Source organism: Streptomyces sp. R21 (assembly GCF_041051975.1).
In the GTDB taxonomy this organism is placed as follows: Bacteria; Actinomycetota; Actinomycetes; order Streptomycetales; family Streptomycetaceae; genus Streptomyces.
Window position 1 is genome coordinate 5,669,408 of the sequence record NZ_CP163435.1, and the last position, 24,295, is coordinate 5,693,702.

General features: G+C 71.3%; 22 protein-coding genes. 13 read left to right on the forward strand and 9 right to left on the reverse strand.

Annotated features, from left to right (window positions below):
- The first annotated feature begins 409 nt into the window (after window positions 1-409).
- Both AB5J56_RS25415 and AB5J56_RS25420 read left to right on the forward strand, forming a co-directional pair.
- Window positions 410-838, forward strand: coding sequence for an STAS domain-containing protein (locus tag AB5J56_RS25415; RefSeq protein ID WP_369235292.1), 429 nt, complete (start codon window positions 410-412; stop codon window positions 836-838).
- A 173-nt stretch (window positions 839-1,011) separates the two neighbouring features.
- Entirely contained in the window at window positions 1,012-1,524 is a 513-nt protein-coding gene (locus AB5J56_RS25420; RefSeq protein ID WP_369235294.1) for an EF-hand domain-containing protein, read from the forward strand.
- Window positions 1,525-1,539: 15 nt separating this feature from the next.
- Here AB5J56_RS25420 and AB5J56_RS25425 read toward each other — a convergent pair whose 3' ends face one another.
- On the reverse strand, window positions 1,540-3,042 hold the full coding sequence (locus tag AB5J56_RS25425) for a class I adenylate-forming enzyme family protein (RefSeq protein ID WP_369235296.1): 1,503 nt from the start codon (window positions 3,040-3,042) through the stop codon (window positions 1,540-1,542).
- Window positions 3,043-3,186: 144 nt separating this feature from the next.
- Here AB5J56_RS25425 and AB5J56_RS25430 point away from each other — a divergent pair, with 144 nt between their 5' ends.
- The 3 genes from AB5J56_RS25430 (at window position 3,187) to AB5J56_RS25440 (ending at window position 6,326) form a co-directional block, all read left to right on the forward strand.
- Entirely contained in the window at window positions 3,187-4,341 is a 1,155-nt protein-coding gene (locus tag AB5J56_RS25430; protein WP_369235298.1) for an acyl-CoA dehydrogenase, read from the forward strand.
- Window positions 4,342-4,350: 9 nt separating this feature from the next.
- The gene (locus AB5J56_RS25435; protein ID WP_369235300.1) at window positions 4,351-5,307 is read left to right on the forward strand and encodes an acyl-CoA dehydrogenase family protein; all 957 of its coding nucleotides are present in this window, start codon (window positions 4,351-4,353) and stop codon (window positions 5,305-5,307) included.
- Window positions 5,308-5,786: 479 nt separating this feature from the next.
- Window positions 5,787-6,326: an ATP-binding protein gene (locus tag AB5J56_RS25440; RefSeq protein WP_369235302.1), complete on the forward strand. Its 540-nt coding sequence runs from the start codon at window positions 5,787-5,789 to the stop codon at window positions 6,324-6,326.
- A gap of 404 nt (window positions 6,327-6,730) precedes the next feature.
- Here the strand turns inward: AB5J56_RS25440 and AB5J56_RS25445 are convergent, their stop codons facing one another.
- Entirely contained in the window at window positions 6,731-7,666 is a 936-nt protein-coding gene (locus AB5J56_RS25445; protein WP_369235304.1) for a cyclase family protein, read from the reverse strand.
- Between the two features lie 84 nt (window positions 7,667-7,750).
- On the opposite strand from AB5J56_RS25445, the gene AB5J56_RS25450 reads away from it, so the two are divergent.
- From AB5J56_RS25450 to AB5J56_RS25460, 3 genes are all read left to right on the forward strand, one after another.
- On the forward strand, window positions 7,751-8,671 hold the full coding sequence (locus AB5J56_RS25450) for an SDR family oxidoreductase (protein WP_369235306.1): 921 nt from the start codon (window positions 7,751-7,753) through the stop codon (window positions 8,669-8,671).
- 443 nt (window positions 8,672-9,114) lie between these two features.
- A complete protein-coding gene (locus AB5J56_RS25455) occupies window positions 9,115-10,263 on the forward strand; it encodes an acyl-CoA dehydrogenase family protein (protein WP_369235308.1) in 1,149 nt (382 codons plus the stop codon).
- Window positions 10,264-10,290: 27 nt separating this feature from the next.
- A complete protein-coding gene (locus AB5J56_RS25460) occupies window positions 10,291-11,340 on the forward strand; it encodes a Zn-dependent alcohol dehydrogenase (RefSeq protein WP_369235310.1) in 1,050 nt (349 codons plus the stop codon).
- A gap of 13 nt (window positions 11,341-11,353) precedes the next feature.
- Here AB5J56_RS25460 and AB5J56_RS25465 read toward each other — a convergent pair whose 3' ends face one another.
- Window positions 11,354-12,388, reverse strand: a complete 1,035-nt coding sequence (locus tag AB5J56_RS25465; RefSeq protein ID WP_369235312.1) for a GlxA family transcriptional regulator — start codon at window positions 12,386-12,388, stop codon at window positions 11,354-11,356.
- Window positions 12,389-12,459: 71 nt separating this feature from the next.
- Here AB5J56_RS25465 and AB5J56_RS25470 point away from each other — a divergent pair, with 71 nt between their 5' ends.
- Complete coding sequence (locus tag AB5J56_RS25470) at window positions 12,460-13,854, forward strand: MFS transporter (RefSeq protein WP_369235314.1); 1,395 nt, start codon at window positions 12,460-12,462, stop codon at window positions 13,852-13,854.
- 18 nt (window positions 13,855-13,872) lie between these two features.
- On the opposite strand, the gene AB5J56_RS25475 is transcribed toward AB5J56_RS25470, so the two are convergent.
- A complete protein-coding gene (locus tag AB5J56_RS25475) occupies window positions 13,873-14,469 on the reverse strand; it encodes a flavin reductase family protein (RefSeq protein ID WP_369235316.1) in 597 nt (198 codons plus the stop codon).
- 83 nt (window positions 14,470-14,552) lie between these two features.
- Here AB5J56_RS25475 and AB5J56_RS25480 point away from each other — a divergent pair, with 83 nt between their 5' ends.
- Window positions 14,553-15,485: a hypothetical protein gene (locus AB5J56_RS25480; RefSeq protein WP_369235318.1), complete on the forward strand. Its 933-nt coding sequence runs from the start codon at window positions 14,553-14,555 to the stop codon at window positions 15,483-15,485.
- A gap of 1 nt (window position 15,486) precedes the next feature.
- Here AB5J56_RS25480 and AB5J56_RS25485 read toward each other — a convergent pair whose 3' ends face one another.
- From AB5J56_RS25485 to AB5J56_RS25495, 3 genes are all read right to left on the reverse strand, one after another.
- Window positions 15,487-16,368, reverse strand: coding sequence for an enoyl-CoA hydratase/isomerase family protein (locus AB5J56_RS25485; protein ID WP_369235320.1), 882 nt, complete (start codon window positions 16,366-16,368; stop codon window positions 15,487-15,489).
- 82 nt (window positions 16,369-16,450) lie between these two features.
- Window positions 16,451-18,676, reverse strand: coding sequence for an acetate--CoA ligase family protein (locus AB5J56_RS25490; protein ID WP_369235322.1), 2,226 nt, complete (start codon window positions 18,674-18,676; stop codon window positions 16,451-16,453).
- A 372-nt stretch (window positions 18,677-19,048) separates the two neighbouring features.
- Complete coding sequence (locus AB5J56_RS25495; protein WP_369235324.1) at window positions 19,049-20,257, reverse strand: flavin-containing monooxygenase; 1,209 nt, start codon at window positions 20,255-20,257, stop codon at window positions 19,049-19,051.
- A 374-nt stretch (window positions 20,258-20,631) separates the two neighbouring features.
- Here AB5J56_RS25495 and AB5J56_RS25500 point away from each other — a divergent pair, with 374 nt between their 5' ends.
- Genes AB5J56_RS25500 through AB5J56_RS25510 form a run of 3 tightly spaced genes read left to right on the forward strand, consistent with a single transcriptional unit; the run spans window position 20,632 to window position 22,290 of the window.
- Complete coding sequence (locus AB5J56_RS25500) at window positions 20,632-21,081, forward strand: DoxX family protein (protein WP_369235326.1); 450 nt, start codon at window positions 20,632-20,634, stop codon at window positions 21,079-21,081.
- Window positions 21,078-21,587 (forward strand): Zn-ribbon domain-containing OB-fold protein, encoded by a 510-nt coding sequence (locus AB5J56_RS25505; RefSeq protein WP_369235328.1) that lies wholly within the window; start codon window positions 21,078-21,080, stop codon window positions 21,585-21,587. The genes AB5J56_RS25500 and AB5J56_RS25505 overlap by 4 nt, the downstream gene beginning before the upstream one ends.
- A gap of 31 nt (window positions 21,588-21,618) precedes the next feature.
- Window positions 21,619-22,290: a GNAT family N-acetyltransferase gene (locus AB5J56_RS25510; protein ID WP_369235330.1), complete on the forward strand. Its 672-nt coding sequence runs from the start codon at window positions 21,619-21,621 to the stop codon at window positions 22,288-22,290.
- Here AB5J56_RS25510 and AB5J56_RS25515 read toward each other — a convergent pair.
- Window positions 22,268-22,936, reverse strand: a complete 669-nt coding sequence (locus AB5J56_RS25515) for a pyridoxal 5'-phosphate synthase (protein WP_369235332.1) — start codon at window positions 22,934-22,936, stop codon at window positions 22,268-22,270. The two genes, AB5J56_RS25510 and AB5J56_RS25515, sit on opposite strands and share 23 nt — an antisense overlap.
- A 73-nt stretch (window positions 22,937-23,009) precedes the next feature.
- Complete coding sequence (locus AB5J56_RS25520; RefSeq protein ID WP_369235334.1) at window positions 23,010-24,197, reverse strand: acetyl-CoA acetyltransferase; 1,188 nt, start codon at window positions 24,195-24,197, stop codon at window positions 23,010-23,012.
- Window positions 24,198-24,295 lie beyond the last annotated feature (98 nt).

Below are 24,295 nucleotides of genomic sequence, written 5' to 3' on the forward strand. Positions count from 1 at the left end.
GTCCCTGTCGCTGACTCTGTGCCTGCCCAGCGTGTGTGCTCTGCTGTCTTGAATGTAGTCGGCACGTCCGGCAGCGCACGCCCCTTTGAGTCAATGTGCGCCCCCTGGTGGAGGGCGGGTGGTAGGGACCTTTGGGGGTTGGTGGGATCGCGGCGGGCCGCGTTTCGCCTTGGGCCGCCTGGTGTTTCGTGCCTCGCCTACCCGGCGGGGCTCGGATCAGGCTCGATCGGGTTCGATCGTTCTCGTACGGATTCGCCATAAATGGCTCGGAGTTCGTTTGTTTTCGACCGCATGAGCATGCCTCTTCGGTGGCGGACCGGTGTTTCATGGAACGACGGCGGGGCAGCCGCGCTGCAAGGAAGCGTAGGAGCTGCTTCCGTTTCCGGTGAGCGGGGCGAGCGAGAGGCGTGTGGCGGTGACGCTCAAGGTGACCGACGGCGAAGAGGGCGAGTGGGCCGTGCTCCGGGTGTCGGGAGAGCTGGATCTCGTGACCTCGCCGGTGCTGCGCCAGCGGGTGCACGACGCGGTGGCCGACGGCCGTCACCAGGTCGTCCTCGACCTCGGCGAGGTCCTCTTCTGTGACTCCAGCGGCGTGGGCGTCCTCATCGCCACCCGCCGCCTGATCCGGTCCTGCCAGGGCAGCCTGCGGCTGATCCTGCCCGCCCGGGGAGCGGATGGGGGCGCCTCCCGATCGAGCGAATTCGAGATTGGGGGAGGTTCGCATGTCAACCGCGTCCTGGGCGCCCTCGGCGTACGCCGCCTCTTCGACGTCTATCCGGACCTCGCGGCAGCCACCGAGGACGGAACCGGCGAGGAGCCGAGCACCCTGTCCGCGTGACATGGCCCACTCCACCGAGGGTCCCTCGACACACTGTTGTCCCGGAATTCCTGCGGTCTTGGCACAAGCGTCGTTTTCCCGCTCCCGGGACGGCTCCGGCGTCGTACGCTCCGTGCCAGATGAACCCAGTCCGGACCGGAGTCCGGCTGATATGTGAGGCGGTCCGAACACACATGGTCAGCACCGAGTACGAGCGCAGGATCGCTGCCCGGTTCGCCGGCTTCGACCAGGACGGCAACGGCTACATCGACCGCGAGGACTTCAGCGCCGCGGCCAAGGCCGTCCTCGCCGAGTTCGCCACGACGGCCCGCTCCGACAAGGGCCAGGCCCTGTACGTCGGCGCCGAGGCCTTCTGGCAGGGCATGGCAGGGATAGCGGACCGGGACGGCGACCAGCGCATCACCCGCGAGGAGTTCGTGAGCGGCGCGGTGAAGCGGCTGCGCGACAGCCCCGAGCGGTTCGCCGAGATCGCCCGCCCCTTCCTGCACGCGGCCCTCGCCGTCGCGGACACCGACGGGGACGGCGCGGCCACGGTCGAGGAGACCGCGCGCGTGATCAAGTCCCTCGGCGCCCCCGAGGAGATCGCCGTCGCCGCGGCCGCGACCCTCGACACGGACGCCGACGGCCGGATCGGCGAGGCCGAGGTCGTGAGCGCCTTCGCCCGCTACTTCACCGTGCCCGAGTAGCAGGTTCCATAGGGCTCACCGCGAAAAGCGGTCGCGCAGCCTGTACTTGAGCACCTTGCGCAGGGTTTCGTTGCGCGGAAGGGCGTCCACCAGCTCCAGTTGCTCCGGCAGCTTGTGCACGGACAGCCCTTCCGAGCGGAGGTAGGAGGTCATGGCCTCCAAGGTCAACTCCTCGGCCCCGGGCGGCTGTTCGACCACCGCACAGACCCGTTCGCCGCGCTCGGCGTCCGGCAGCCCGACCACGGCGACGTCGCCGACACCCGGATGCCCGTGCAGCAGGTCCTCGATCTCCTTCGCCGAGATGTTCTCGCCCTTGCGGATGATGACGTCCTTGAGCCGGCCGGTGAGGACCAGATGCCCGCTGCCGGTGAGATGCCCTAGGTCCCCGGTGCGCAGGAACCCCTCCTCGTCGAAGGCCTCCGCGCTCTGCGCCGGGTCCAGATAGCCCTGGCACACCGCCTCGCCGCGCAGCCGTACCTCCCCGTCGGCGATCCGTATCTCCATGCCCTCGGGTGGCCGCCCCTCCGTCGTCGCCAGGTTCTCCACCGTGTCGTCCGGCGATCCCATGGTGATCATCGGAACCTCGGTCATTCCGTACCCGTGGGTGAGCTGCACCCCCATCTCCCGTACGACCGAGTGGTAGATCTCGGGCGGCTTCGGCGCCCCGCCGCCCGCGAGCAGCCGCAGGCTCGGGATGAGCGGCTCGCCCGGCTGCCGCCGCTGCTCGGTGAGGAACATCGAGTAGAACGCGGTGGAGCCGCCGGCCACCGTCACGCCGTGCCTGCGGTAGTCCTCCAGGGCGGCGGGCAGCGCGAAGTGCTCGAACATCACCGCCGGGAAGCCGTACAGCAGGAGCATCACCGTGTAGTCGGGGCCGGCGATGTGCGCGTACGGGAAGGCCATCGAACCCACGTCGTTCTCCGACAGGTGCAGCGCGTGCGCGAGGCAGGACCCGCCCGCGATCAGCGAACGGTCCGTGTGCAGCACGCCCTTGGGGTCCGAGGTCGTGCCCGAGGTCCAGTAGACCCAGCGGACGGAGGTGCCGTCGGAGGGGGGAGCGGGGAGTGCGGAGGGATCGCCGTCGGGGAGGATGTCGTACGCCTCGAAGACGCCCTTCGCGCCGAGCCGCCGCGCCATCGCCGTGTGGTCGAAGCCCCGCCACTCGCCCGGCACGGCGAAGTGCTCCGCCTTCGACTCCCTCAGCGCGAATCCGACTTCGCGGTCGCGGTAGAAGGGGATGACCGGCGTCTGTACGGCGCCCAGGCGGGCCAGCGCGAAGGAGAGCACAGCCGTCTCGATGCGGGTGGGCAGCTGCCAGGCGACCACCGTGCCGGGGCGTACGCCCATGTCGTACAGGCCCGCCGCCACCCGCTCCGCGCGGGCGCGCAACTCGCCGAAGCTCAGCGAGCGGTCGCCCTGGAGGAGGACCGGCCGGTCGGGGGTGAGATCGGCGCGGCGCGCCACCAGCTCCCAGAGCGTGCGCGAGGCGCCCAGGGCGTGCGCGGTGTCCTGGCTCATGACAGCCCCCTTCATCAACTGCCCATAACTGACGGAGAGTCAGATGGTGGGCAGAGCGTAGGGCGCACCGCCTTGTCGGTCCAGGGGTGCGGAGCTAGCCTGCTGGCGACAGAATCTGACGGACCATCAGGAAAGTGGTGATCCATGGACCTCACCCACACGCCCGAAGAGGAGGAGTTCCGGGCGCGGTTGCGGGAGTGGCTCGCCAAGATGCTTCCGTCGCTGCCCGCCAAGCCGTCGCCCGACGACTGGCCCGGCAGACGGGCCTACGACCTCGGCTGGCAGCGGATGCTCCACGACGCCGGCTACGCGGGCCTGCACTGGCCCGTCGACGCGGGCGGGCAGGGCGCCACCCCCACCCAGCACCTGATCTTCCTGGAGGAGACGGAGAAGGCGGGCGCCCCCTACGTAGGAGCCAATTTCGTCGGGCTGCTGCATGCCGGGCCGACGATCGCGGCCGAGGGGACGCCCGAGCAGCGGGCGCGCTGGCTGCCGCCCGTGCTGCGCGGCGAGGAGGTGTGGTGCCAGGGATTCAGCGAGCCGGACGCGGGTTCGGACCTCGCGGCCCTGCGCACGCGCGCGTGGCGGGACGGCGACGACTACGTGGTGAGCGGGTCCAAGATCTGGACCTCCCACGCCGAGGTCGCCGACTGGTGCGAGCTGCTGGTGCGCACCGACGCCACGGCACCCAAGCACCGGGGCATCTCCTGGCTCGCGATGCCCATGGACGCACCGGGCGTCACGGTCAGGCCGCTGCGCACCCTCGCGGGCTCCGCCGAGTTCGCGGAGGTCTTCCTCGACGAGGTGCGGGTGCCGGTGGCGAACCGGGTCGGCGCCGAGAACGACGGCTGGCGCGTGACCATGGTGACCCTCTCCTTCGAACGCGGCACGGCCTTCGTCGGCGAGGTCGTCGCCTGCCGCCGCGTACTCGGCGAACTCGCCCGTACGGCACGGAAGAACGGCCGCTGGGACGATCCGGCGCTACGGCGGCGGCTGGGCACCCTCAACGCCGAGTTCCGCACGCTGTGGCGGCTCACGCAGTGGAACGTGAGCGAGTCGGAGAGGACCGGGGGAGTGCCCGGGGCCGGCGGGTCCGTCTTCAAGTTGCGGTACTCGCATGCGCGCCAGGAGCTGTACGACGCCGCCGCCGAGGTGCTCGGTCCGGACGCGCTCGACCAGGGGCGGGAGTGGACCCTCGACCGGCTGTCGTCCCTCTCCTACACCATCGCCGCCGGCACCTCCCAGATCCAGCACAACATCGTGGCCGAACGCATCCTCGGCCTCCCGAAGGGACGGTGAGGTCCTCCCGTGCACTTCCAACTCACTGATGATCAAAGCGCGTTGAAGGCGGGCGTGCGGGAGCTGTTGGAGGGGCGCTTCGGGCGGGAACGGCTTCGGGCCGCCGTCGAGGCCCCTCGGCTGGACCGTGCGCTGTGGCGCGAGCTCGGTGACGCGGGGTTCTTCGCGCTGCGGCTCCCGGAGGCCGACGGCGGTGTCGGACTCGGCCTCCCCGAGGCGGTGCTGGCCTTCGAGGAGGCGGGGCGGGTGCTCCTGACCGGGCCGCTCGTCGCCACGCATCTGGCGGCGGGGGAGGTCGCCGGTGCGGCGACCGGGGAGGCCGTGGTGACGGCCGCCTACGGGGGGCTGGTGGAGTGGATGGAGCAGGCGGATGTCGTACGGGGGGATGTGGCGGGTGCCAGGGGTGTGACGGCTGCCGGGGGTGCGGCGGCTGCTGAGGCGCGGGCGTCGGTGGCGTCTGTGGCGTCCGCGGAGCCGATGGAGTCCCTGGATCCGTTGACGCCGTTGCATCGGGTGCGGGGTTCCGGGGGGTCGTACGGCTCCGTCGATCCGCTCGCCGTGCTGCTGACCGCCGCCGAACAGCTCGGCACCGCCGCCCGTACGTGCGAGCTGGCCGTGCAACACGCCCGGACGCGCGAGCAGTTCGGGCAGCCGATCGGGGCCTTCCAGGCCGTGAAGCACCTGTGCGCGCAGATGCTGGTGCGCGTCGAGATGGCGCGTGTCGCCGTCTACGCCGCCGCCGTGACCGCCGACCCGCTCGACATCGCCTCCGCCCGGCTGTTCGCCGACCAGGCCGCCGTGCGCGGCGCCCGCGACTGCCTCCAGGTGCACGGCGGCATGGGCTTCACCTGGGAGTCCGATGTGCATCTGTACCTGAAACGGGCCTGGGTGCGGACGCAACGTGCGGGCTCGGCGACGCAGAGTGAGGAAGGGCTCGCCGCCGAACTGGTCGCCGGAACGGCCTGACAGGGCTCTGGTCAGGGACAGGGCGGAAGAGGCCGTAGGCGATGTCGCGGATTGTGGCGTACCGCTATGACGGAGCGTCGATATCGGGTTGTGTCCTACGCGTGACTTGTCACGGCCTGGAGTCGGCGCCGTGCTCCGGTACCTTGTGTGGGATGCGAGTGGTTCTGAGGCTGAGCCATCCCGGTGTTGCCCCTGAGGCGGCGCCGGACCCGGCGATGCGTGCCGCTCGCGAGGCAGGACGGACCCCCGTGCCTGCCTGTTCGACTCCCCGTGGCGAGCGTCGCACAGTATGCCGCACGCGTACTCCTTCGCGCTGGAATATGCCCGAAGCGCTTGTTGGGGTGACTGTACGTCAACCATGCTGTCTCACAAGGGAATCACGTTCCGTGATCCTTGTTCTGGCCATGCAGAAAATGGCTACGATCGTGGCCCTTGTGAGGCGCGAGGCGATGTGTCCGCCGGTTCGGATGGTGTGAGCGGTGCAGGTGCTTCAAGTGCAGCTGGAGATCCGGCCCGACCCCGCGGAGGTGGGGCGAGCCCGGAGATGGGCCCGTTCGCGGCTCGCCGGGTCCGGGATAGGGGCCGATGAGCCGCTTGCCGAGACGCTGATCCTGCTCGTCTCCGAACTGGTCACCAACGCCGTGGTGCACACCGGCTGCCCGGCCGTGGTGCGGCTGCTGCTGCCGCCGGGCGTTCCCGGCGACGCCTCCGGCACCGTCCGTCTGGAGGTCATCGACTCCAGTGACTGCCCGCCGACACCCCGGCACGCGGACGGCGACGAGACCAACGGGCGCGGCCTGGAGCTTGTCGACGGCCTCGCCGACCGATGGGGCTGGAACCTCGAGAGCGGTGGCAAGAGCATCTGGTGCGAGGTCGACCGCTGTGTGCCGTCGGAGGGTGCGGCGGCTGCGGGGTACCGGGCGGGGGCGGCTGTGGCGGCTTCGGCCGGGGCTGCGCACGCGACTTCGCATGCGGCTTCGGCATCGGTCTACGGGGACCTGGCGTACGAGGCCGTCTAGGTCATCAAGGGCGTCCCGGCCGGGTTTTCTGCATGTATGCAAGAACCTTGGATTCGTTGTCTCCGGCACGGCTGAATGCGCCGGGGTGTGCTTCCATACGCGCCGTCACAAAAGGCGCATAAGTTATATATCGCCGAAGCGGTGTTGACGTGGCGTGTCCGTTTGATCACGCTTGTGTTCAGCGATTCGCCGCGAGGGGACGGCGAGGGTTTCGGTGACGGAAGCCCTTGGCGAGTGTGGATCGCGATTCGGCGTCGGCTCCTACAGGGCCAGCAAGGAGCAGGGCGGGTACGCCGGAGCCGGATGGCGGCGCGCGGTGCCGTGCTCGGGGCGAGCTGGGGGCACCTCCCGCTCGAGCGCAGTCGAGAGCGGGGGCTGGCGCGCCGCCAGCCGTCCCTCTCCGCCTAGAGGACTGCGACCGGCGCCACCGGGGTTCCCGTGCCTCCGACGAAGGGCTCGGGCATCGCCGACAGCAGAAACGCGTAGCGGCCCTCTTCTCCACAGGCTGTGGACAACTTTTCGAGATTCCAGTTCTGGCCCTGCAGCATTCCCATCTCGACCAGGTCGAGCGCGTGCACGGGCAGCCACAGGTCCTCGATCTCCGGCGGGAAGATCTCGAAGGTGAGGGTGTCGTTCGCGACCGCTGCGACATCGCGCGCGTGGAACCACTCCGGCGTACGGACCGACAGGCCGGGTGACGGGTAGCCGTACCCCTGCTTGTCGCCCGCCAGATACACCTGGATCTGGCCGGTGCGGACGAGGACGATGTCGCCGGACCGTACGCGCGTGCCCGCCAACTCCTCGGCTGCGTCCAGGTCTTCGGGGGTGACCGCGTGTCCGCCGTCGAGGCGGTGCACGTCGCGGGCGCGGGCCACGTCGAGCAGGACGCCCCGCGAGACGATGTGGCGCGGCTTGTCGATGCCGCTGAACTCCGCGCCGCCGTGCGCGGTGATCGTGTCGGCCGGGCGGCCGTTGTAGATCTTCCCCGAGTGCGAGGCGTGCGTGAGCGCGTCCCAGTGGGTCGCCGCCTGCAGCCCCATGGTCACCAGGTCGTCGCTGCACGCGACCGTGCCCGGGCCGAAGAGTTCCTGGTTGATCTGCACCATCGTGTGCAGCGGGTTCACCCGGCCCGGGATCATGCCCGTCTGCACCCCGTCCTGCTGGAGCGGGAGGGCGAGGGGGATGCGGCGCCCGGTGCGGACCGCGCGGGCCGCCTCCCGTACGACGTCGTCGGTGATCAGGTTCAGCGTTCCGATCTCGTCGTCGGCGCCCCAACGGCCCCAGTTGTTCACGCGCTTGGCGATCTCGTGGAACTCCGGCGGCAGCGTCGGCAATGACATGAGTACTCCCCGGGGCTTGTCTCCAGGCATCTGACGGGTCATAAAATCTAACGGTCCGTCAGAAACCGCGGGAAGGGGCCGGACGTGGGGAACTTCTTGGCAGGCAAGGTCGTCGCCGTGACGGGGGCCGGGCGCGGGATCGGGCGGGCCGTCGCCCTCGCCGCGGCGGCCGACGGCGCGCGCGTCGTCGTCAACGACTACGGCGTGTCCATCGACGGCGCCGAGCCCACGAGTTCGGTCGCCGACGGGGTGGTGAAGGAGATCCTCGCGACCGGCGGCGAGGCCGTCGCCGTCGCCGACGACATCTCCGCCATGGCGGGCGGGCAGCGGGTCGTCGATGTCGCTGTCGAGACGTACGGGCGGATCGACGGGGTCGTGTGCGTTGCCGGGATCCTGCGCGAGCGGATGCTGTTCAACATGTCCGAGGAGGAGTGGGACCCGGTGGTCGCCACCCATCTGAAGGGGACGTTCACCGTGTTCCGGGCGGCGTCCGCGGTGATGCGCCGGCAGGGGTCCGGGACGCTGATCGGGTTCACCAGCGGGAACCATCAGGGGTCCGTCTCGCAGGCCAACTACAGCGCGGCGAAGGGCGGGATCATCTCGCTCGTGCGCAGCGCCGCGCTGGGGCTGCACAAGTACGGGGTCACCGCCAACGCCGTTGCGCCCGTGGCGCGTACGCGGATGTCGGCGAACGTTCCCACGGAGCTGAAGGAGATCGGCGAGCCGGAGGATGTCGCCGCGCTCGTGGTGTACCTGCTGTCGGATCGCGCTCGGGAGGAACGGATCACCGGGCAGGTGTACACCGTCGCCGGGCCCAAGATCGCGGTCTGGGCGCAGCCGCGGGAGCTGCGGGCGGCATATGCGCCGGGGGCTGGGTGGACGCCGGAGCGGATCGCGGACTTTCTGCCGGGGACGGTGGGGGTGGATCCGATGCCGCTGCTTGAGCGGGTGGAGGGGATGGCTCGGGATGCGCGTGCCGGCGGGGGCGCCCATCGCAGTGGGTGATCGGTGGGTCGGGGCCGTGCCGGTACGTCTTGCCCGTCGCCGCGTGGGCGTACTGCCCGGGGTTGATACGCGGCGGGACTTGGCGGGCGGTCTGCTACGCGACGGGCAGAGACGTACCGGCACGGCCCCTTCCGCCGGTGGGCGACTGCGGGTGGTGCCTCGCTTGCTGCGGGCACGCGTGCGGGTTGGGGCGGCTGCCCACCCAGCCAGCAGCGGCGCGGTGCGGGCTGGGGGTGCCGGTCCGCTCAAGCTGCGGGCAATCGTGCCGCTGGGGCGGCACGGGTGGGCGCAGGCGGCGCCCCGTAAACGCCGGGCTGCGTGACCCACCCCAGGCCAGCACCCACGCCGGGTGCGAAGGAAGAAGAGGGAGCTCGGGGTTTGGCCACCCACCCCCGGGGGCGCGGGAGTCGGACGTTCGGTGCGGGAACGTGGAGGCGGTAGTCGTGGAGTTTGGGTTCGGGGTCGAGGACGAGGTGTTCCGGGGGGAGACGCGGAGGTGGTTGGAGGCGCACCTCGGAGAGGGGCAGGACCGGCGGAGGTGGGAGAGAGAACTCGGCCGGGCCGGGTGGATAGGCCTCGGGTGGGCGGAGGAGGGGTACGGGAACCGCCGGGTGGGTCTCACCCGGCAGGTGGTGTGGGCCGAGGAGTACGCCCGTGCGAAGGCCCCCGCTCGCTCGGGCCACATCGGTGAGAAGCTCCTGGCGCCGACGCTCATCGCGCACGGAACCCCCGAGCAGAAGGCCCGTTTCCTGCCCCCGATCGCCCGCGGCGAGGAACTGTGGTGCCAGGGCTACAGCGAACCCGGCGCGGGCTCGGACCTGGCAGGCATCCGCACGGCCGCGGTGAGGGACGGGGAGTCGTACCGCATCACCGGCCAGAAGATCTGGACCTCCCTCGCCCACGAAGCGGACTGGTGTTTCGTCCTGGCCCGTACCGGGCCGGACGTCCCTCGCCATCAGGGTCTGTCGTTTCTGCTCGTGCCCATGGATCAGCCCGGTCGTATCGAGGTTCGGCCGATTCGGCAGCTGACGGGGACCAGTGAGTTCAACGAAGTGTTCTTCGACGGGGCCGAGGCGCGAGTTGAGCATGTGGTGGGGGGTGAGGGTGAGGGGTGGCGGGTGGCCATGAGCCTGCTCGGGTTCGAGCGGGGGGTTTCGACCTTTGCTCAACAGATCGGGTTCGGTGAGGAGTTGAGGGGGGTCGTCGGGGCCGCTGTTGACAGTGGGGCTGCCCGGGATCCCGTGGTGCGGGAGCGGCTTGTGCGGCTGTGGGCCGAGTTGCGCGTCATGCGATGGAACTCGCTTCGGACGCTGGGGAGTTCGGGCGTCGACGATCCGGGCGGGCCCAGCGTCGGCAAGCTGCTGTGGGGTGGCTGGCACCGGCGGCTGGGGGAGCTGGCCGTGCAGGTGGGCGGTGCCGGGGCGGCGGTGGGGCCCGCGGACTGGTCGGCTGCGGCGCCGTACGAACTCGACGCGTTTCAGCATCTGTTCCTGTTCAGCCGGGCCGACACGATCTACGGCGGCTCGGACGAGATCCAGCGCACGATCATCGCCGAGCGCGTGCTCGGCCTGCCGAAGGAACCCCGGGGTTAGTCCCGGGAGGGAAAGGGAGCTGGCGCGATGCGAGGCGTGATCTTCGACGGGAAGCAGACCCGGGTCGTGGACGATCTGGAGATACGGGACCCCGGTCCCGGCGAGGTACAGGTCGCGATCTCCGCGGCCGGGCTCTGCCACAGCGATCTGTCGGTGGTGGACGGGACCATACCTTTCCCCGTTCCTGTGGTGCTGGGCCATGAGGGTGCGGGGGTAGTGGAAGCGGTGGGTGTGGGGGTCACCCATGTCCGGCCGGGAGATCATGTGTCGCTCTCCACGCTCGCCAACTGCGGTGCGTGCGCCGAGTGCGACCGGGGGCGGCCGACGATGTGCCGTCAGGCGATCGGCCGGCCCCAGCAGCCGTTCTCCCGGAGCGGGCAGCCGCTGTACCAGTTCGCCGCCAACTCGGCTTTCGCGGAACGGACGTTGGTGAAGGCGGTGCAGGCGGTTCGGATTCCGAAGGACATTCCGATGCCGTCCGCCGCGCTGATCGGGTGCGGTGTGCTGACGGGTGTCGGGGCCGTGTTGAACCGTGCGCGGGTCGATCGTGGTGACAGCGTGCTGGTCATCGGGACCGGCGGCATCGGGCTCAATGTCATCCAGGGGGCTCGGATCGCCGGTGCGCTGACGATCGTCGCCGTGGATTCCAATCCGGCCAAGGAGGCCGTGGCGCGGCAGTTCGGGGCGACGCACTTCCTCACCTCGGTGGACGCGGTGCGGGAGATCCTGCCGGGCGGTGCCGATCACGCGTTTGAGTGCGTGGGGCGTGTCGAGCTCATTCGCCAGGCGATCGATCTGCTGGACCGGCACGGGCAGGCCGTGCTGCTCGGCGTGCCGGCCGCCACCGCCGAGGCGTCCTTCCTGGTGTCCTCGCTCTTCCTGGACAAGTCGATTCTCGGCTGTCGCTACGGTGCCTCCCGCCCGCAGCGCGACATCGCCCTCTACGCCGACCTGTACCGCGAGGGGCGCCTGATGCTCGACGAGCTGGTCACCCAGACGTATCCGATCGAGGACTTCGACAAGGCGGCCCAGGACGCCCACGAAGGGCGGGTGGCCCGGGCCGTGCTGACCTTCTGAGCACGCTCAGGACTCAGGAGCGGTGGGCCAGGGACCGGAACGTGCGGCGGTACGCCGTCGGTGTCACGCCCAGCGCCGCCTGGAGGTGCTGCCGCATCGACTGGGCCGTGCCGAAGCCGGAGTCCCGGGCCACCTGGTCGATCGACAGGTCGCTGGACTCCAGCAGGTGCCGGGCCCGTTCGACGCGCTGCTGGGTGAGCCACTGGCCCGGGCTGACGCCGACCTCCTCGCGGAAACGGCGCGTGAAAGTGCGTACCGACATGGACTCCTGGTCCGCCATGTCGCGCAGCTGGATCGGCTCGTGCAGACGGGCCAGCGCCCAGGCGCGCGCGGCGGTCGTCGTCGCGAGCTGCGGCTCGGGCACCGGGCGGTGGATGTACTGCGCCTGCCCGCCGTCGCGATGCGGCGGTACCACCGTGCGGCGCGCCACCTCGTTGGCGACGCCGGCCCCGTGGTCACGGCGTACGAGATGCAGGCACAGGTCGATCCCGGCCGCGACACCGGCGGAGGTGAGGACGTCCCCGTCGTCGACGAAGAGCACGTCCGCGTCGACCCTGATCTGCGGGAAGCGCTCCTGGAAGTGCTCGGCCTCGGCCCAGTGCATGGCGGCCGGGCGCCCGTCGAGGTAGCCGGCGGCCGCGAGGACGTAGCCGCCGGTGCAGATGGAGACCAGCCGGGTGCCGGGGCGGATGTGGGCGAGGGCGGCGGCCAGTTCGTCGGTGAGGACGCCCTCCTCGAAGACCGGGCCGAGCTCGTACGACGCCGGGACGACGACCGTGTCGGCGGTGGCCAGGGCCTGAGGGCCGTTCTCGACGAGGACCGCGAAGTCGCCGTCCGTCTCCACGGGGCCCGGCGGCCGGATCGAGCAGGTGACCACCTCGTACAACCGCCGCCCCTCGGCGTCCTTGGCACGCCCGAAGATGCGGTGCGGAATGCCCAGCTCGAACGGGAGCAGCCCGTCCAGGGCGAGGACGACGACTCGGTGCGGGCGGTACGCGCGCGTGGCGGGCGACAGGCGGTACGCGTGCGTGGAGGTCGTGGAGTCCATGGCCCGATCCTAGCGAACCATGACCTTCGGGCCACTCGATCGGAATGATTGTGGGCTGCATTCTTTCTGTCGTGACCCAGACAACCGAAGCCGCAGCCGCGGGCGAGGCCGCCGACGCGGCAGCAGAGGCCGCCGCCGCAACAGCCGTTGACGCCGAAGCAGCCGACCGGGAGGCCGGCGTCGCCGACTCGCGGCGCGGCGGGCGCCGTATCCACCGTGCCTGGTTCGTCGCCGCCGTCACCTTCGTGACGATCATCGGCGCGGCCGCCTTCCGTTCGCTGCCCGGGCTGTTCATCGACCCGCTGCACGAGGAGTTCCACTGGTCGCGCGGCACGATCGGCGCCGCCGTCTCCATCAACCTCGCGCTCTACGGGCTCACGGCGCCCTTCGCGGCAGCGCTGATGGACCGCTTCGGCATCCGGCGCGTGGTGGCGATCGCGCTGATGGTGATCGCGCTCGGCTCCGGCCTCACGGTGTGGATGACAGCGGCCTGGCAGCTGCTGTTCTGCTGGGGGCTGCTGGTCGGCCTGGGCTCGGGCTCGATGGCGCTCGCCTTCGCGGCGACGGTCACCAACCGCTGGTTCACCGAGCGAAAGGGCCTGGTCACGGGCATCCTCACGGCGGGCTCGGCATCCGGACAGCTGATCTTCCTGCCGCTGCTGTCGTGGATGGTCACCGACCACGGCTGGCGGCCCGCGGCCGTGACCGTCTCGCTCGCCGCCCTCGCGGTCGTCCCTTTCGTCTGGCTGCTGCTGCGCGACCACCCGGCCGACGTGGGCCTGAAGCCGTACGGGGCCACGGAGTTCGTGCCGAAGCCCGCGCCCGTCCAGGGGGCCGCCCGCCGTGCGGTGACCGTCCTCTTCTCGGCCGTCCGCACCGGGCCTTTCTGGCTGCTGGCCGGCACCTTCGCGATCTGCGGCGCCTCCACGAACGGCCTGGTCCAGACGCACTTCGTGCCCGCCGCCCACGACCATGGCATGCCCATCACGGCTGCCGCCTCGCTCCTCGCGGTCATCGGCGTCTTCGACGTCGTCGGGACCATCGCCTCCGGCTGGTTCACCGACCGCTTCGAACCGCGCCGCCTGCTGGCCGTGTACTACTCGCTGCGCGGCATCTCGCTCCTCTTCCTGCCGCTGCTCCTGCAGTCGAGCGGGTCGAGCGTGCACCCCCCGATGATCTTCTTCATCGTCTTCTACGGCCTCGACTGGGTCGCCACGGTCCCGCCCACCCTGGCCCTGTGTCGCGAGCAGTACGGCGACGACAGCGCCATCGTCTTCGGCTGGGTCCTCGCCTCCCACCAGATCGGCGCCGCCCTCGTCGCCTTCCTCGGCGGCGTCGCGCGGGACACGTTCGGGTCGTACAACGTGGTCTGGTACGCGGCGGGCGCGCTCTGCGCGGCGGCTGCGCTGATGGCGCTGGTCATCCGGCGGCAACGGCCGGCGGCCGCTGTTCCGGCGGCGGCCTGAGGCTCGGGCGAACGCGGATCAGACGAAGCGCCCCTTGTGGAACAGCAGGGGCGCGACGTCGTCCGCGCTCGCGCCGAGGGCGTCCACCCGGCCCACCACGATCAGATGATCCCCGCCGGTGTGCACCGCGTGGATGGTGCAGTCGACCCAGGCGGTGGCGCCCGTAAGGCGCGGTGACCCGGAGACGGGCGCCGCGTCGTACACGACACCGGCGAACTTGTCCGAGCCGCTCACCGCGAATCCGCGGCACAGCTCGCCCTGGTGGGCCCCCAGCACGTTCACGCAGAAGGAGCCCGCCTGTGCGATGCGCGGCCAGGTCGCCGACGTACGGCCGACCATGAAGCAGACCAGCGGCGGGTCGAGGGAGAGGGACGCGAAGGACTGGCAGGCGAAGCCCGCCGGGCCGTCCGCGCAGGACGCGGTGACCACCGTCACCCCGGTCGCGAAGTTCCCGAGGACGCGCCGGAATTCGGTCGGGTCCACCGGCGCCCGCTCGTCGTCGCCGACCGCGCGCAGGTCCGGGCGCGGTAAAGGCTCTACGGGTGCGGCGACGGTGGGGGTTCCGGCCGACCTGAGGTAACGGACGGCGGCTGCCGCCATCCCTGCGTGTCCCATCACACCATCCATTGAAGCTGACGGATCATCAGATGGGAACCCTTGTGCGGCCCCCCGCACGGCCTCGGCGTACGCTCCGCGCCATGGGGTGGGATCAACAGGCCCGGGAGCCACTCCGCTCCCGGCTGAACTGGGCAAACGCCGAACTGAACACGGCCGCCGCCGTCTGCGCCGCACAGCTTCCGGTGGCTGCCGCGGTCTGGTGGGTCGGCACGTTCGACGACGACGGCCACGGCGTGACGTACAGCGGTTTCTTCGCGGTCGGGCTGCTGTGCATGCTCGTCCTCGGGCCGCCGGTGCTCGCCGTCCTGGGTCTGCTGCACACGATCGTGCACACCATGCCCGCGGCCACCCTCGCGCGCCTGGCGACGCGGCGTGTCCGCGGTCCCGAGTGGGCCTGGCACCTGGCGTTCGTGGGCGTGCTCGGGACGGTCTGGGGGCTCGTGGTGGCCGCGCTCGGCGGCTGGTCGCTGTCGACCACCGCCGCGCTGTTCGTGCTGTTGGGCGCGCTGCCCGCGTTCGCGGTCCGGTACGTCCGCCGGTGGCGGCAGATCATGGGACGGGACCCCGGCGGCTGCGGCCTCTGGTTCTGGTCGGGGCTCGCCTCCTTCGGCCTCGGGACACTGGTCGTCGGTGGCGGACTGATCGGCCTGGCCGTCGGGCTGATCGAGGAGTACGAACCGCCGAAGCTGTCCGAGGTGCGGCTCGACGGGGTCTGGCGGGGCGACCACGGGGCCGTACTGCGGCTGTACGGGGACGGGCGGGCCGAGCTCAAGGCCGTTCCGTACGTCGCGGACACGGACGACTGGTCCGCCGACGTGACGCCCTGCGGCGGAACCGGCAGCTGGTCCCCCGGAAAGGATCACGACTCGAAGCGGGACACCGTCGTCGTCAGCGTCGACCGTTGCGGGGACGGCGTGCCCTGGACGCTCAGCGGTACGGCGGCCGACCCCGAGCTGTTCGCCCTGTTCGGCGACCCGGACGGGGGCGATGTGCGGGTCCTGGAGCGGGACTGACTCAGCGCCCCCGGTAGTTGGGGCTCCGTCGCTCCACGAAGCTCGCCACGCCTTCGTTGGCGTCGGCGGTCGTCATGTTGATCTCCTGGGCGGCCGCCTCCGCCGCGAAGGCCGCGGCGCGGTCGGTGTCGAGGGAGGCGTTGACCAGCTGCTTGGTGAGGGCGAGGGCCCGGGTCGGGCCGGCGGCGAGGCGCTCGGCCCACTCGCGGGCCGTCTTCTGAAGGTCCTGCGCGGGTACGACGCGGTTGACGAGGCCCAGTCGTTCCGCGTCCGCGGCGGTCAGCGCGTCGCCGAAGAACATCAGCTCCTTCGCGCGCTGCGGGCCGACCAGTCGGGGCAGGAGATACGCGCCGCCGCCGTCCGGGACCAGGCCGCGCCGCGCGAACACCTCGATGAACTTCGCGGATTCGGCCGCCAGGACGAGGTCGCAGGCGAACGCGAGATGCGCGCCGATCCCGGCCGCGGTGCCGTTCACGGCGGCGATCACCGGCTTCTCGCAGTCGAGGACGGCGGCGATCAGCCGCTGGGCGCCCAGCCGGATGGTCCGGGCCACGTCACCGGCGACGCGCTCGCCGCCGGACGCCGCTCCGCGCAGGTCCGCGCCCGCGCAGAAGCCGCGGCCCGTCGCCGTGATCACGACGGCCCGTACGTCCGGGTCGGCGGAGGCGGCGGCGAGCAGCGCGATCACCCGTTCCCGCTGGTCCCAGGTGAGGGCGTTCATCGCCTCGGGACGGTTGAGAGTGATCCACGAGACGGCGTTGTCAGTGCCGTGCCGTATCAATGAGTCGAGGGACTTTTCGGGAGAAGCAGGGGATTCGGCAGAGGGTTCAGCAGGGGATTCAGGCGGCGATTCGGCAGGGGATTCACGGGGGGAGTCGGGCATGGGGGTGCTCCGTTTCGTACTGGGCGTGCTGGGGCTGTTTCTACGACGACGGATGGGCGCCTCGCGCCGAGCGCGGGGCTCCTCAGCGGCACACCGCCATCGCGTCCAGCGCCACCGCGCCCTGCCCGCGGGGCAGCACCATCAGGGGGTTGATGTCCAGCTCCGCGATGTCGTCGCCGAGTTCGAGGGCCATGCGCTGGACACGGAGCACGACCTCGACGAGCGCGTCGACGTCGACGGGCGGGCCGCCGCGGACCCCGCCGAGCAGCGCCCGCCCGCGCAGTTCGGCCAGCATGGAGCGGGCCTGGTCCTCGCCGAAGGGCGGCACGCGGACGGCCACGTCCCGCAGCACCTCCACGAGGACGCCCCCGAGGCCGACGGTCACGGTCGGCCCGAAGAGCGCGTCGTGCGTGACGCCCACGACCATCTCGACGCCCCGCTCGACCATCTGGCACACGAGGACTCCGTCGAGCGAGATCTCGTCGTAGCGCGCGATGTCGGTCAGTTCGCGATAGGCGTCCCTGACCTGGCTGGCGGAGGTCAACCCGACCTTCACCAGGCCGAGTTCGGTCTTGTGGGCGATCTGCGCGCCGGAGGCCTTCATCACGACGGGGTAGCCGACGAGGCTCGCCGCGCGGACGGCCGCGGCCGCGCTGGTCACCAGCTGCTCGCGCGGCACCCGGATGCCGTACGTGCGCAGCAGCTGCTTCGCCGCGTGCTCGCTCAGCTGCTGCCCCGGACGCATCAGCGCCTGCGCCTTGCGGAAGGAGGGCGAGACGGTGCGGGGCGCCTCGTCGAAGGGGGAGCGGTAGGAGGCGGCGAACCGGGCGTGGTCCAGGTGGGCGCGCACGGCCGTGATGCAGTTGGCGAAGGTGCGGAAGGTGGCGACCCGGGACGAACCGAGCAGCGTCTCGCGGTATGCGGCCTCGGTGCCGACCGGCGACCCCCACACCACGCACACCAGCTTGTCCGTCTGCTCCGCCGCGTCCACCAGGTCCTGCGCGAGCTTGTCGCTCATCGGCGGGAAGGGCCCGGTGATCGGGCAGATCAGGACGCCGACGGCCGGGTCGGCGAGGAGTGCGTCGATGATCTTCCGGCCGCGCCAGTCACCGACCGGGTGCCCGCCGTTGTCGACGGGGTTGGCGACGTTCAGGTACTCGGGTATCCACTGGTGCAGTTCGGCCTGCTTGGTGTCGGACAGGGTGGGCAGGGACAGTCCCGCCTCGGTCGCCAGGTCCGAGAAGTGCGCGCCCGTGCCGCCCGAGATCGAATAGACGACGACCCCGTCGGCCTCCGGCGGCCGTGCCCGCGCCAACAGGGCCGCGGTGTCCTGGAGTTCGTCGAGTCCGTCGACGCGGATCACGCCGTACTGCCGCATCGCCGCGTCGACGACCGTGTCGGCGCCGGTCAGCTTGCCGGTGTGTGAGGCGGCGGTCCGGGCGCCGGTCTCGGTGCGGCCGACCTTGACGGCGACGACGGGGACGCCGCGGCGGGCGGCGCGGTCGGCGGCGAGCAGAAAGGAGCGGCCGTCCTTCAGCCCCTCGACGTAGCAGGCGATCGCGCCGACCTCGGGCCGCTCGGCGAAGTAGGAGATGAAGTCGGCGGTCTCCAGGTCGGCCTCGTTGCCGGTGGGCGCCCAGTGCGAGAGGCGCACGCCCAGCTCCTGCAACGCGTAGACCGGGCGGCCCTGGTGCCCGGACTGGGTGATCAGCGCGATGGCCGGACCGTCGAGGTCGTCGCGGAACTTCTCGAAGGCGTTGAGGTTGGTGTTCGGTCCGAGCAGCCGGAGGCCCGAGCGGCGGACGGCGGCGGCGAGCCGTTCCTGCGCGGCGGCGCCCTCCGTCCCGGTCTCGGCGAACCCGGAGGCGAAGGCGACCGCGAACTTCACCTTGGCCTCGGCCAGCTCCTCGATGACGGGAAGCGGGTCGGCGACAAGGAGCACGGCCAAGTCCACCTGCTCAGGCAGGTCCGCGACGGAAGGGAGGCAGGGTATGCCGAAGACGGACGGCCGCGTGGGGTGCACCGGGTGCAGTCGGGCGCCGACCCGCTCGGCCCAGGCGATCAGCTGCCTGGTGATGCCGGTGTTCGGCCGTCCCTCGGCGTCCGAGGCGCCGATGACGGCCACGGATTCGGGGCGGAAGAACCGGTCCAGATCGGGTACGCCGGCGTACAGCGGGCGTCCGCTGACGTCGAGGTCGTCCACCTCGGCCGGTCGTCCGTGCACGACCGGTGAGGGCTGCTCGCCGCAGGCGATGACCCGGGCCCGGCGGGAGTCGGTGGTGAGGGTGCCGTGGGTTGATCCAAGCATCGGTCCGCCCGCTCCTGTGTGACAGCCAATTAACTGACGCTGTGTCAGATTAAAGGAACTGACGCCGTGTCAGGAACAGGCGTGCACGCAAAGACGCGGGACGGGCACCTGGTTGGTACCCGCTCCGGGCGCGGGAGGAACTCGGGAAGCGAGGAGGGGACTTGGGGTGCGGGGAGTGGACTGGGGGTGTGAGGAGGGGGCTTGGGACGCGGGGGGACTCGGCCGGGCGGCCGGGCGGACAGGCGGCCGGGCGGACAGGCGGACAGGCGGACAGGCGGACAGGCGGACAGGCGGACAGGCGGACAGGCGGACAGGCGGGAGTCGCCGGAGAGTCGCGCCCGCTGTCGGTGTCCGTCCGTGTCGGTGTCGGTGTCAGCGCGAGGCCGCGGACTTGCGGGCCGCCGCCGAGCGCCGGGCGACCGCCTTGGCGATCTTCTCGGCGTCGAGGGCGAGTTCGCGGAACATGCCGCTGATGGGGTTGGTGAAGCCCGTGAAGTAGAGGCCGGGGGCGTTCTCCGGGGTGCGGGCGCCGTGCACGACCGGACGGCCGCGCTCGTCGAGGACGCCGAGGTGGCCGACGACGTCCTCCAGCGCACGCAGATAGCCGGTGGCGGCGATGACGGTCTCTGGGCCGATGCGGCTGCCGTCGGCCAGCAGTACCTTGCCGTCCTCGAAGCCGTCGACGGCGGCGACGACCTCGACGCTGCCCTTGCGCACGGCGTCGATGAGGCCGACGTCCTGGACGGGGATCGAGCCCTCGTTGACGCGGGAGTAGAGGCCGGTGTCGGGGCGGGGCAGCCCCTGCGCCGACAGGTCCGGGACGCTGAGCTTCGCCATCGGCCCGGCGAGCCGGTCGACGAGGCGGACGGGCAGTCGCCGTACGAGGATGCCGGTGAACTGGGCGGCCCAGCCGGCCGTCGAGCGGCGCACGATGTGCGGCGCCGTGCGCACCGCGAGCCGCACCCGCGAGGCGCCGCCCTCGACGAGGTCGACGGCGATCTCGGCGCCGGTGTTGCCGACGCCGACGACGAGGACGTCGTGGCCGGCGAACGGCTTGGCGTTGCGGTACTCGCCGGCGTGCAGCAGTTCGCCGGTGTAGGAGTCGCGGCCGGGCCAGTCGGGCACGTGGGGTGTGTGGTTGTAGCCGGTGGCGACGACGACCGCGCTGCCGGTCAGCTCACGGCCGCCGGTGGCGTGCAGCAGCCAGCCGGAGCCGTCCGGGGCGGGCTCGATCCGCGAGACCTCGACGCCGGTGACGACGTCCAGCTCGTGGTGTTCGGCGTACTTCTCCAGGTAGCGCACCACGTTGTCCCGCGACACCCACCGCCCGAAGGAGCGCGGCATCGGCAGGCCGGGCAGCGCCGACAGCCGCCGCGTGGTGTGCAGATGGAGCCGGTCGTAGTGCCGCCGCCAGGACGCCCCGACACGGTCGGACTTCTCCAGGACGACGGCGCGTATGCCCTGGGCGCGCAGGGCGTGGGCGGCGGAGAGTCCGCCGGGGCCGCCGCCGATGACGTACACGGGGCGGTCTTCGTGGGACGGCACCGCGCGGTGTGTCGGAGAAGCAGTCGAGTCGGCCATGAGCGCGAGCGTAATCACGTGCTGAATTGATGGGTCTCGGTCAAGACCTGAATCGGTTGCGAATCGATCACGGCTGTAGGAGGTGTGGGTGGGGCCGGTGGCGTAGGACTCCTGGTTGTGCGGGGGGTGTGAGGGGTGCGGACGGTACGGCTGCTGTACGGCTCCGGTAGCCCCCTTGCGCGGGAGTCCCTCCGTACGCTGAACTGACGTACCGTCAGATTTGCGCGACGTCGGAAGCAGGCGGCGGACGCGGGTGGCGGACGGCAGACGCGGACGTCGGCAGGCACAGACGTCGGTGATAGGCGGCAGACGTCGGCGACAGGCGACAGGCTGCCGACCGTCGGTGGTCGGTGGTCGGCAGAGGAGGCTCCCGCATGGACGCGATCTGGCTCAGCGGTGCGGAATGGCTGGCCGTGCTCCGTATCGGGCTCGGGCTGTGGTGGCTGGAGAGCTGGCGGCACAAGGACAAGAAGAGCTGGTTCGAGGGCGGCGGCATCGCGTGGGCGGCGGACGTCGCCGCGAAGCACAAGTGGAACGCGGTCCGCAGCGGCTTCGACGTGGTCGTCTCGCCGCGCCCGAAGACGATGGCGTACGTCGTCCTCTACGCCGAACTCGCCCTGGGACTCGGCCTGATCGGGGGCCTCCTCACCCCGGTCGCCCTGATCGGCGGTCTCCTCCTCAACCTCCTCTACCTCGTCCTCATGATCCACGACTGGGCCGAGCAGGGGCAGAACTCCATGATGGCGCTGATCTCCGTCGTCGCGCTGTTCGGGATGTCCTGGCAGACCTGGTCGCTGGACAGCGCGTTCGGGCTGTTCCCGTGAGCGCGCGCTTCGACGTTCCCGAGCCGGACGCCTTCACCCGCCCCTACTGGGAGGCGGCGGCGGAGGGCCGACTCCTGCTGCGCCGCTGCGGTGCCTGCGGGCGCGCCCACCACTACCCCCGCGAGTTCTGCCCGCACTGCTGGAGCGAGGACGTGACCTGGATCCGGGCGAGCGGCAACGCCACGCTCTACACCTGGTCCGTCGTCCACCGAAACGACCTCCCGCCCTTCGGTGCCCGCGTTCCGTACGTCGCCGCCGTCGTCGACCTCGACGAAGGGCCGCGCATGATGACCGAGGTAGTGGAGTGCGCGGAGGGGGCGTTGAGGGTGGGGATGGGGCTGGAAGTCGCGTTCCGGGAGGTGGGGGACACGGAAGAGCAGGGACAGGCGGGGCGGGCGGGTCTGACGGGGCGGACAGGGCGGACGGAACAGGCAAGGCAGACGGAACAGACAGGGCAGACAGGGCAGACGGGCATGTGGGCGCCGCTGTTTCGGCCTCGCGGTTGAATGGGCTGATGGCCGACGTTTGAATGGGCCGATGGCCGACGTTGATGACAAGGGTGCCCAGCCCCTCGCCCAGCCCCTCGCCCAGTCCTCCCCCGAGTTGCACGGTCACGGTCTGCGGCTGTGCCGCTGGGACGCGGAGTCCGACGCCGATGTGGAGGCATGGCTGCGCGGTCTCCTCGATCCGGAGTTCCAGCGGTGGAACACACCACTGATTCCGGTACGGGACCTCGACGGCGCCCGGGAGTCGATGCGCGCCAAGGCCCGGAACGCGGCGAACGGCACCGGCGTCTCCTTCCGGATCGCGGACGCGGTGACCGGACAGACCCTGGGCCACATCGGCATCAACGACATCAACCCCGCCGTGCGCCTCGCCCGCGTCGGCTACTGGGTACTCCCCGAGTCCCGGGGCCGCCAGGTCGCCACCCGCGCCCTGACCCTCGCCGCCCGCCACGCCTTCACCGACCTCGGCCTCAACCGCCTCGAACTGGACCACGCCCTCGGCCACGACGCCTCCTGCCGCATCGCCGAGCGCTGCGGGTTCCGGTACGAGGGGACGATGCGGGGCGCGATGTTCGACGCGGGCCGCCACGACGCGTTCCGGGACGCACATCTGCACGCGCGGATCGCGGCGGACGCGGAGCCGGAGGCCGGTCAGGGGAGTGGGGGCAGGGACTCCGGGGTCACGGCCACAGCAGCTCCTTGAGCCAAGTCGCTTCTGCACGGCGATAGATGAGGCGTACGTGCCTCCTCTGGGCGTCTCCCTGGAAGAACTCCACCTCGTCCGGGCGGAGGCGGTACAGGGTCCACGTCGGGACCGGGGCGTCCGGCTCCTGCCGGGCGCGGTCCCAGGCCGCCTGCGAGGAGTCGGCCAACTCCTCGACCGAGCCGAGGAGTTCGCTCTGGTGGCCGACCAGAGCCGCCGCCAGCGCCCCCGTCGAGCGGGCGTGCAGGTCGGCCTGGCTCTGCTCGGGCGGTGCGGTCGTGACGGGGCCGCGCAGGCGGATCTGGCGGCCCTGGGCGGGCCAGTAGAAGCCGAGCGCGGCGTACGGGCGTGCGGCCAGCTGGCGGCCCTTGCGGCTGGTCGCGTGGGTCGCGAACGTCCAGCCGTGCTCGTCGTCCGCGTCGTGCAGCATCACCGTGCGGACGTCCGGCAGCCCGTCCGTGTCCGCCGTCGCCAGTGACATCGTGTGCGGCTCGGGCTGGCCCGCCGCCACCGCCTCCGCGAACCACCGCCCGAACAGAGCCAGCGGCTCCGCCGGTGCCGCGTCCGGGTCGAAGGGCGGCAGATCGGTGACCGCCGGGTCCCACACCCGCAGTGACCTGAGCAACTCGTGAAGATCGGTTCCCATCCCCCGAGTATCACTCCGGGGTCCGCTGTCACCCCGGGGCCCGACACGGCTGCTTGTGGACTTCCGGACGGGCTCACGCCTCCCGCCCCAGCACCACCGTCCCCGACGAACAGAACCAGCCCCCCGTGCCGGAGGCCACCGCCAGGCGCGGCAGGCCGCCGTCCGCTCTGCGCACCTGACGGCCCTCGCCCGCCTCGCCGCGCAACTGCCGTACGGCCTCCACCAGCAGGAACAGACCCCGCATTCCGGGGTGTTGGGCCGACAGCCCGCCCCCGTCGGTGTTCACCGGCAGGTCCCCGCCCAACGTCAGTCTCCCCTTCTCCACGAAGGCGCCGCCCTCGCCCTTGCCGCAGAAGCCGAGATCCTCCAGCGTCACGAGGGTCATGTACGTGAAGGCGTCGTAGATCTCGGCGAAGTCGATCTCCTCCGGGCGGACCCCCGCACGCTCGAAGGCGAGCCGTCCGCTCACCGCCGCCGGGGACACGGTGAAGTCGGGCCACTCGGACATGGCGGTGTGCGAGACGTGTTCACCGGTGCCGAGGATCCAGACGGGGGCCGTACGGCAGTCGCGTACGTACTCCTCGGCCGCCAGCAGCACCGCCGCGCCGCCGTCGGAGCGGATGCAGCAGTGCAGCTTGGTGAAGGGGTCGGCGATCATCGGGCCGGACAGGACGTCGTCGATCGTGAGCGGGTCCCGGAACATCGCCTCGGGATTGCGGGAGGCGTTCGCGCGCGCCTGGACGGCCACCGACGCCAGCTGCTCCAACGTCGTGCCGTACTCGTGCATATGGCGGCGCGCGGCCATCGCGTACTTGGCGACGAGTGTGTGGCCGTACGGCACCTCGAACTGGAGCGGTCCCCGGGCGCCGAACGACAGGTTGCCGGTACGGCGGCCCGCCCTGATGTCGGCCCGGGCGGTGGAGCCGTAGACGAGGAGCACGGCGTTCGCGTGGCCCGCCGCGATCGCGTCCGCCGCGTGGGCAGCCATGACCTCCCAGGTGGAGCCGCCGACGGAGGTGGAGTCGACCCACATGGGCTTCAGGCCCAGGTATTCGGCCACTTCTATGGGGGCCAGCGTGCCCAGGCCCGCCGACGCGAAGCCGTCGACCACCGAGCGGTCGAGACCCGAGTCCGCCAGCGCCCGGCGGGCGGCCTGTGCGTGCAGGGCGTACGGGGTCGCCTCGTCCACGCGGCCGCAGTCGGAGAGCGACACGCCCACCACGGCCACCTTGCGCCTTCCGGAAGCAGCCACAGGAGTCATGAATCTGACGGTACATCAGATCTGTTGAGGTGCGGGAGGTCGTCTCCGTTCGGGTGCGGGAGGTCGTCGCGGCTCTGTGCATCTGCCTGCCCGCGCCC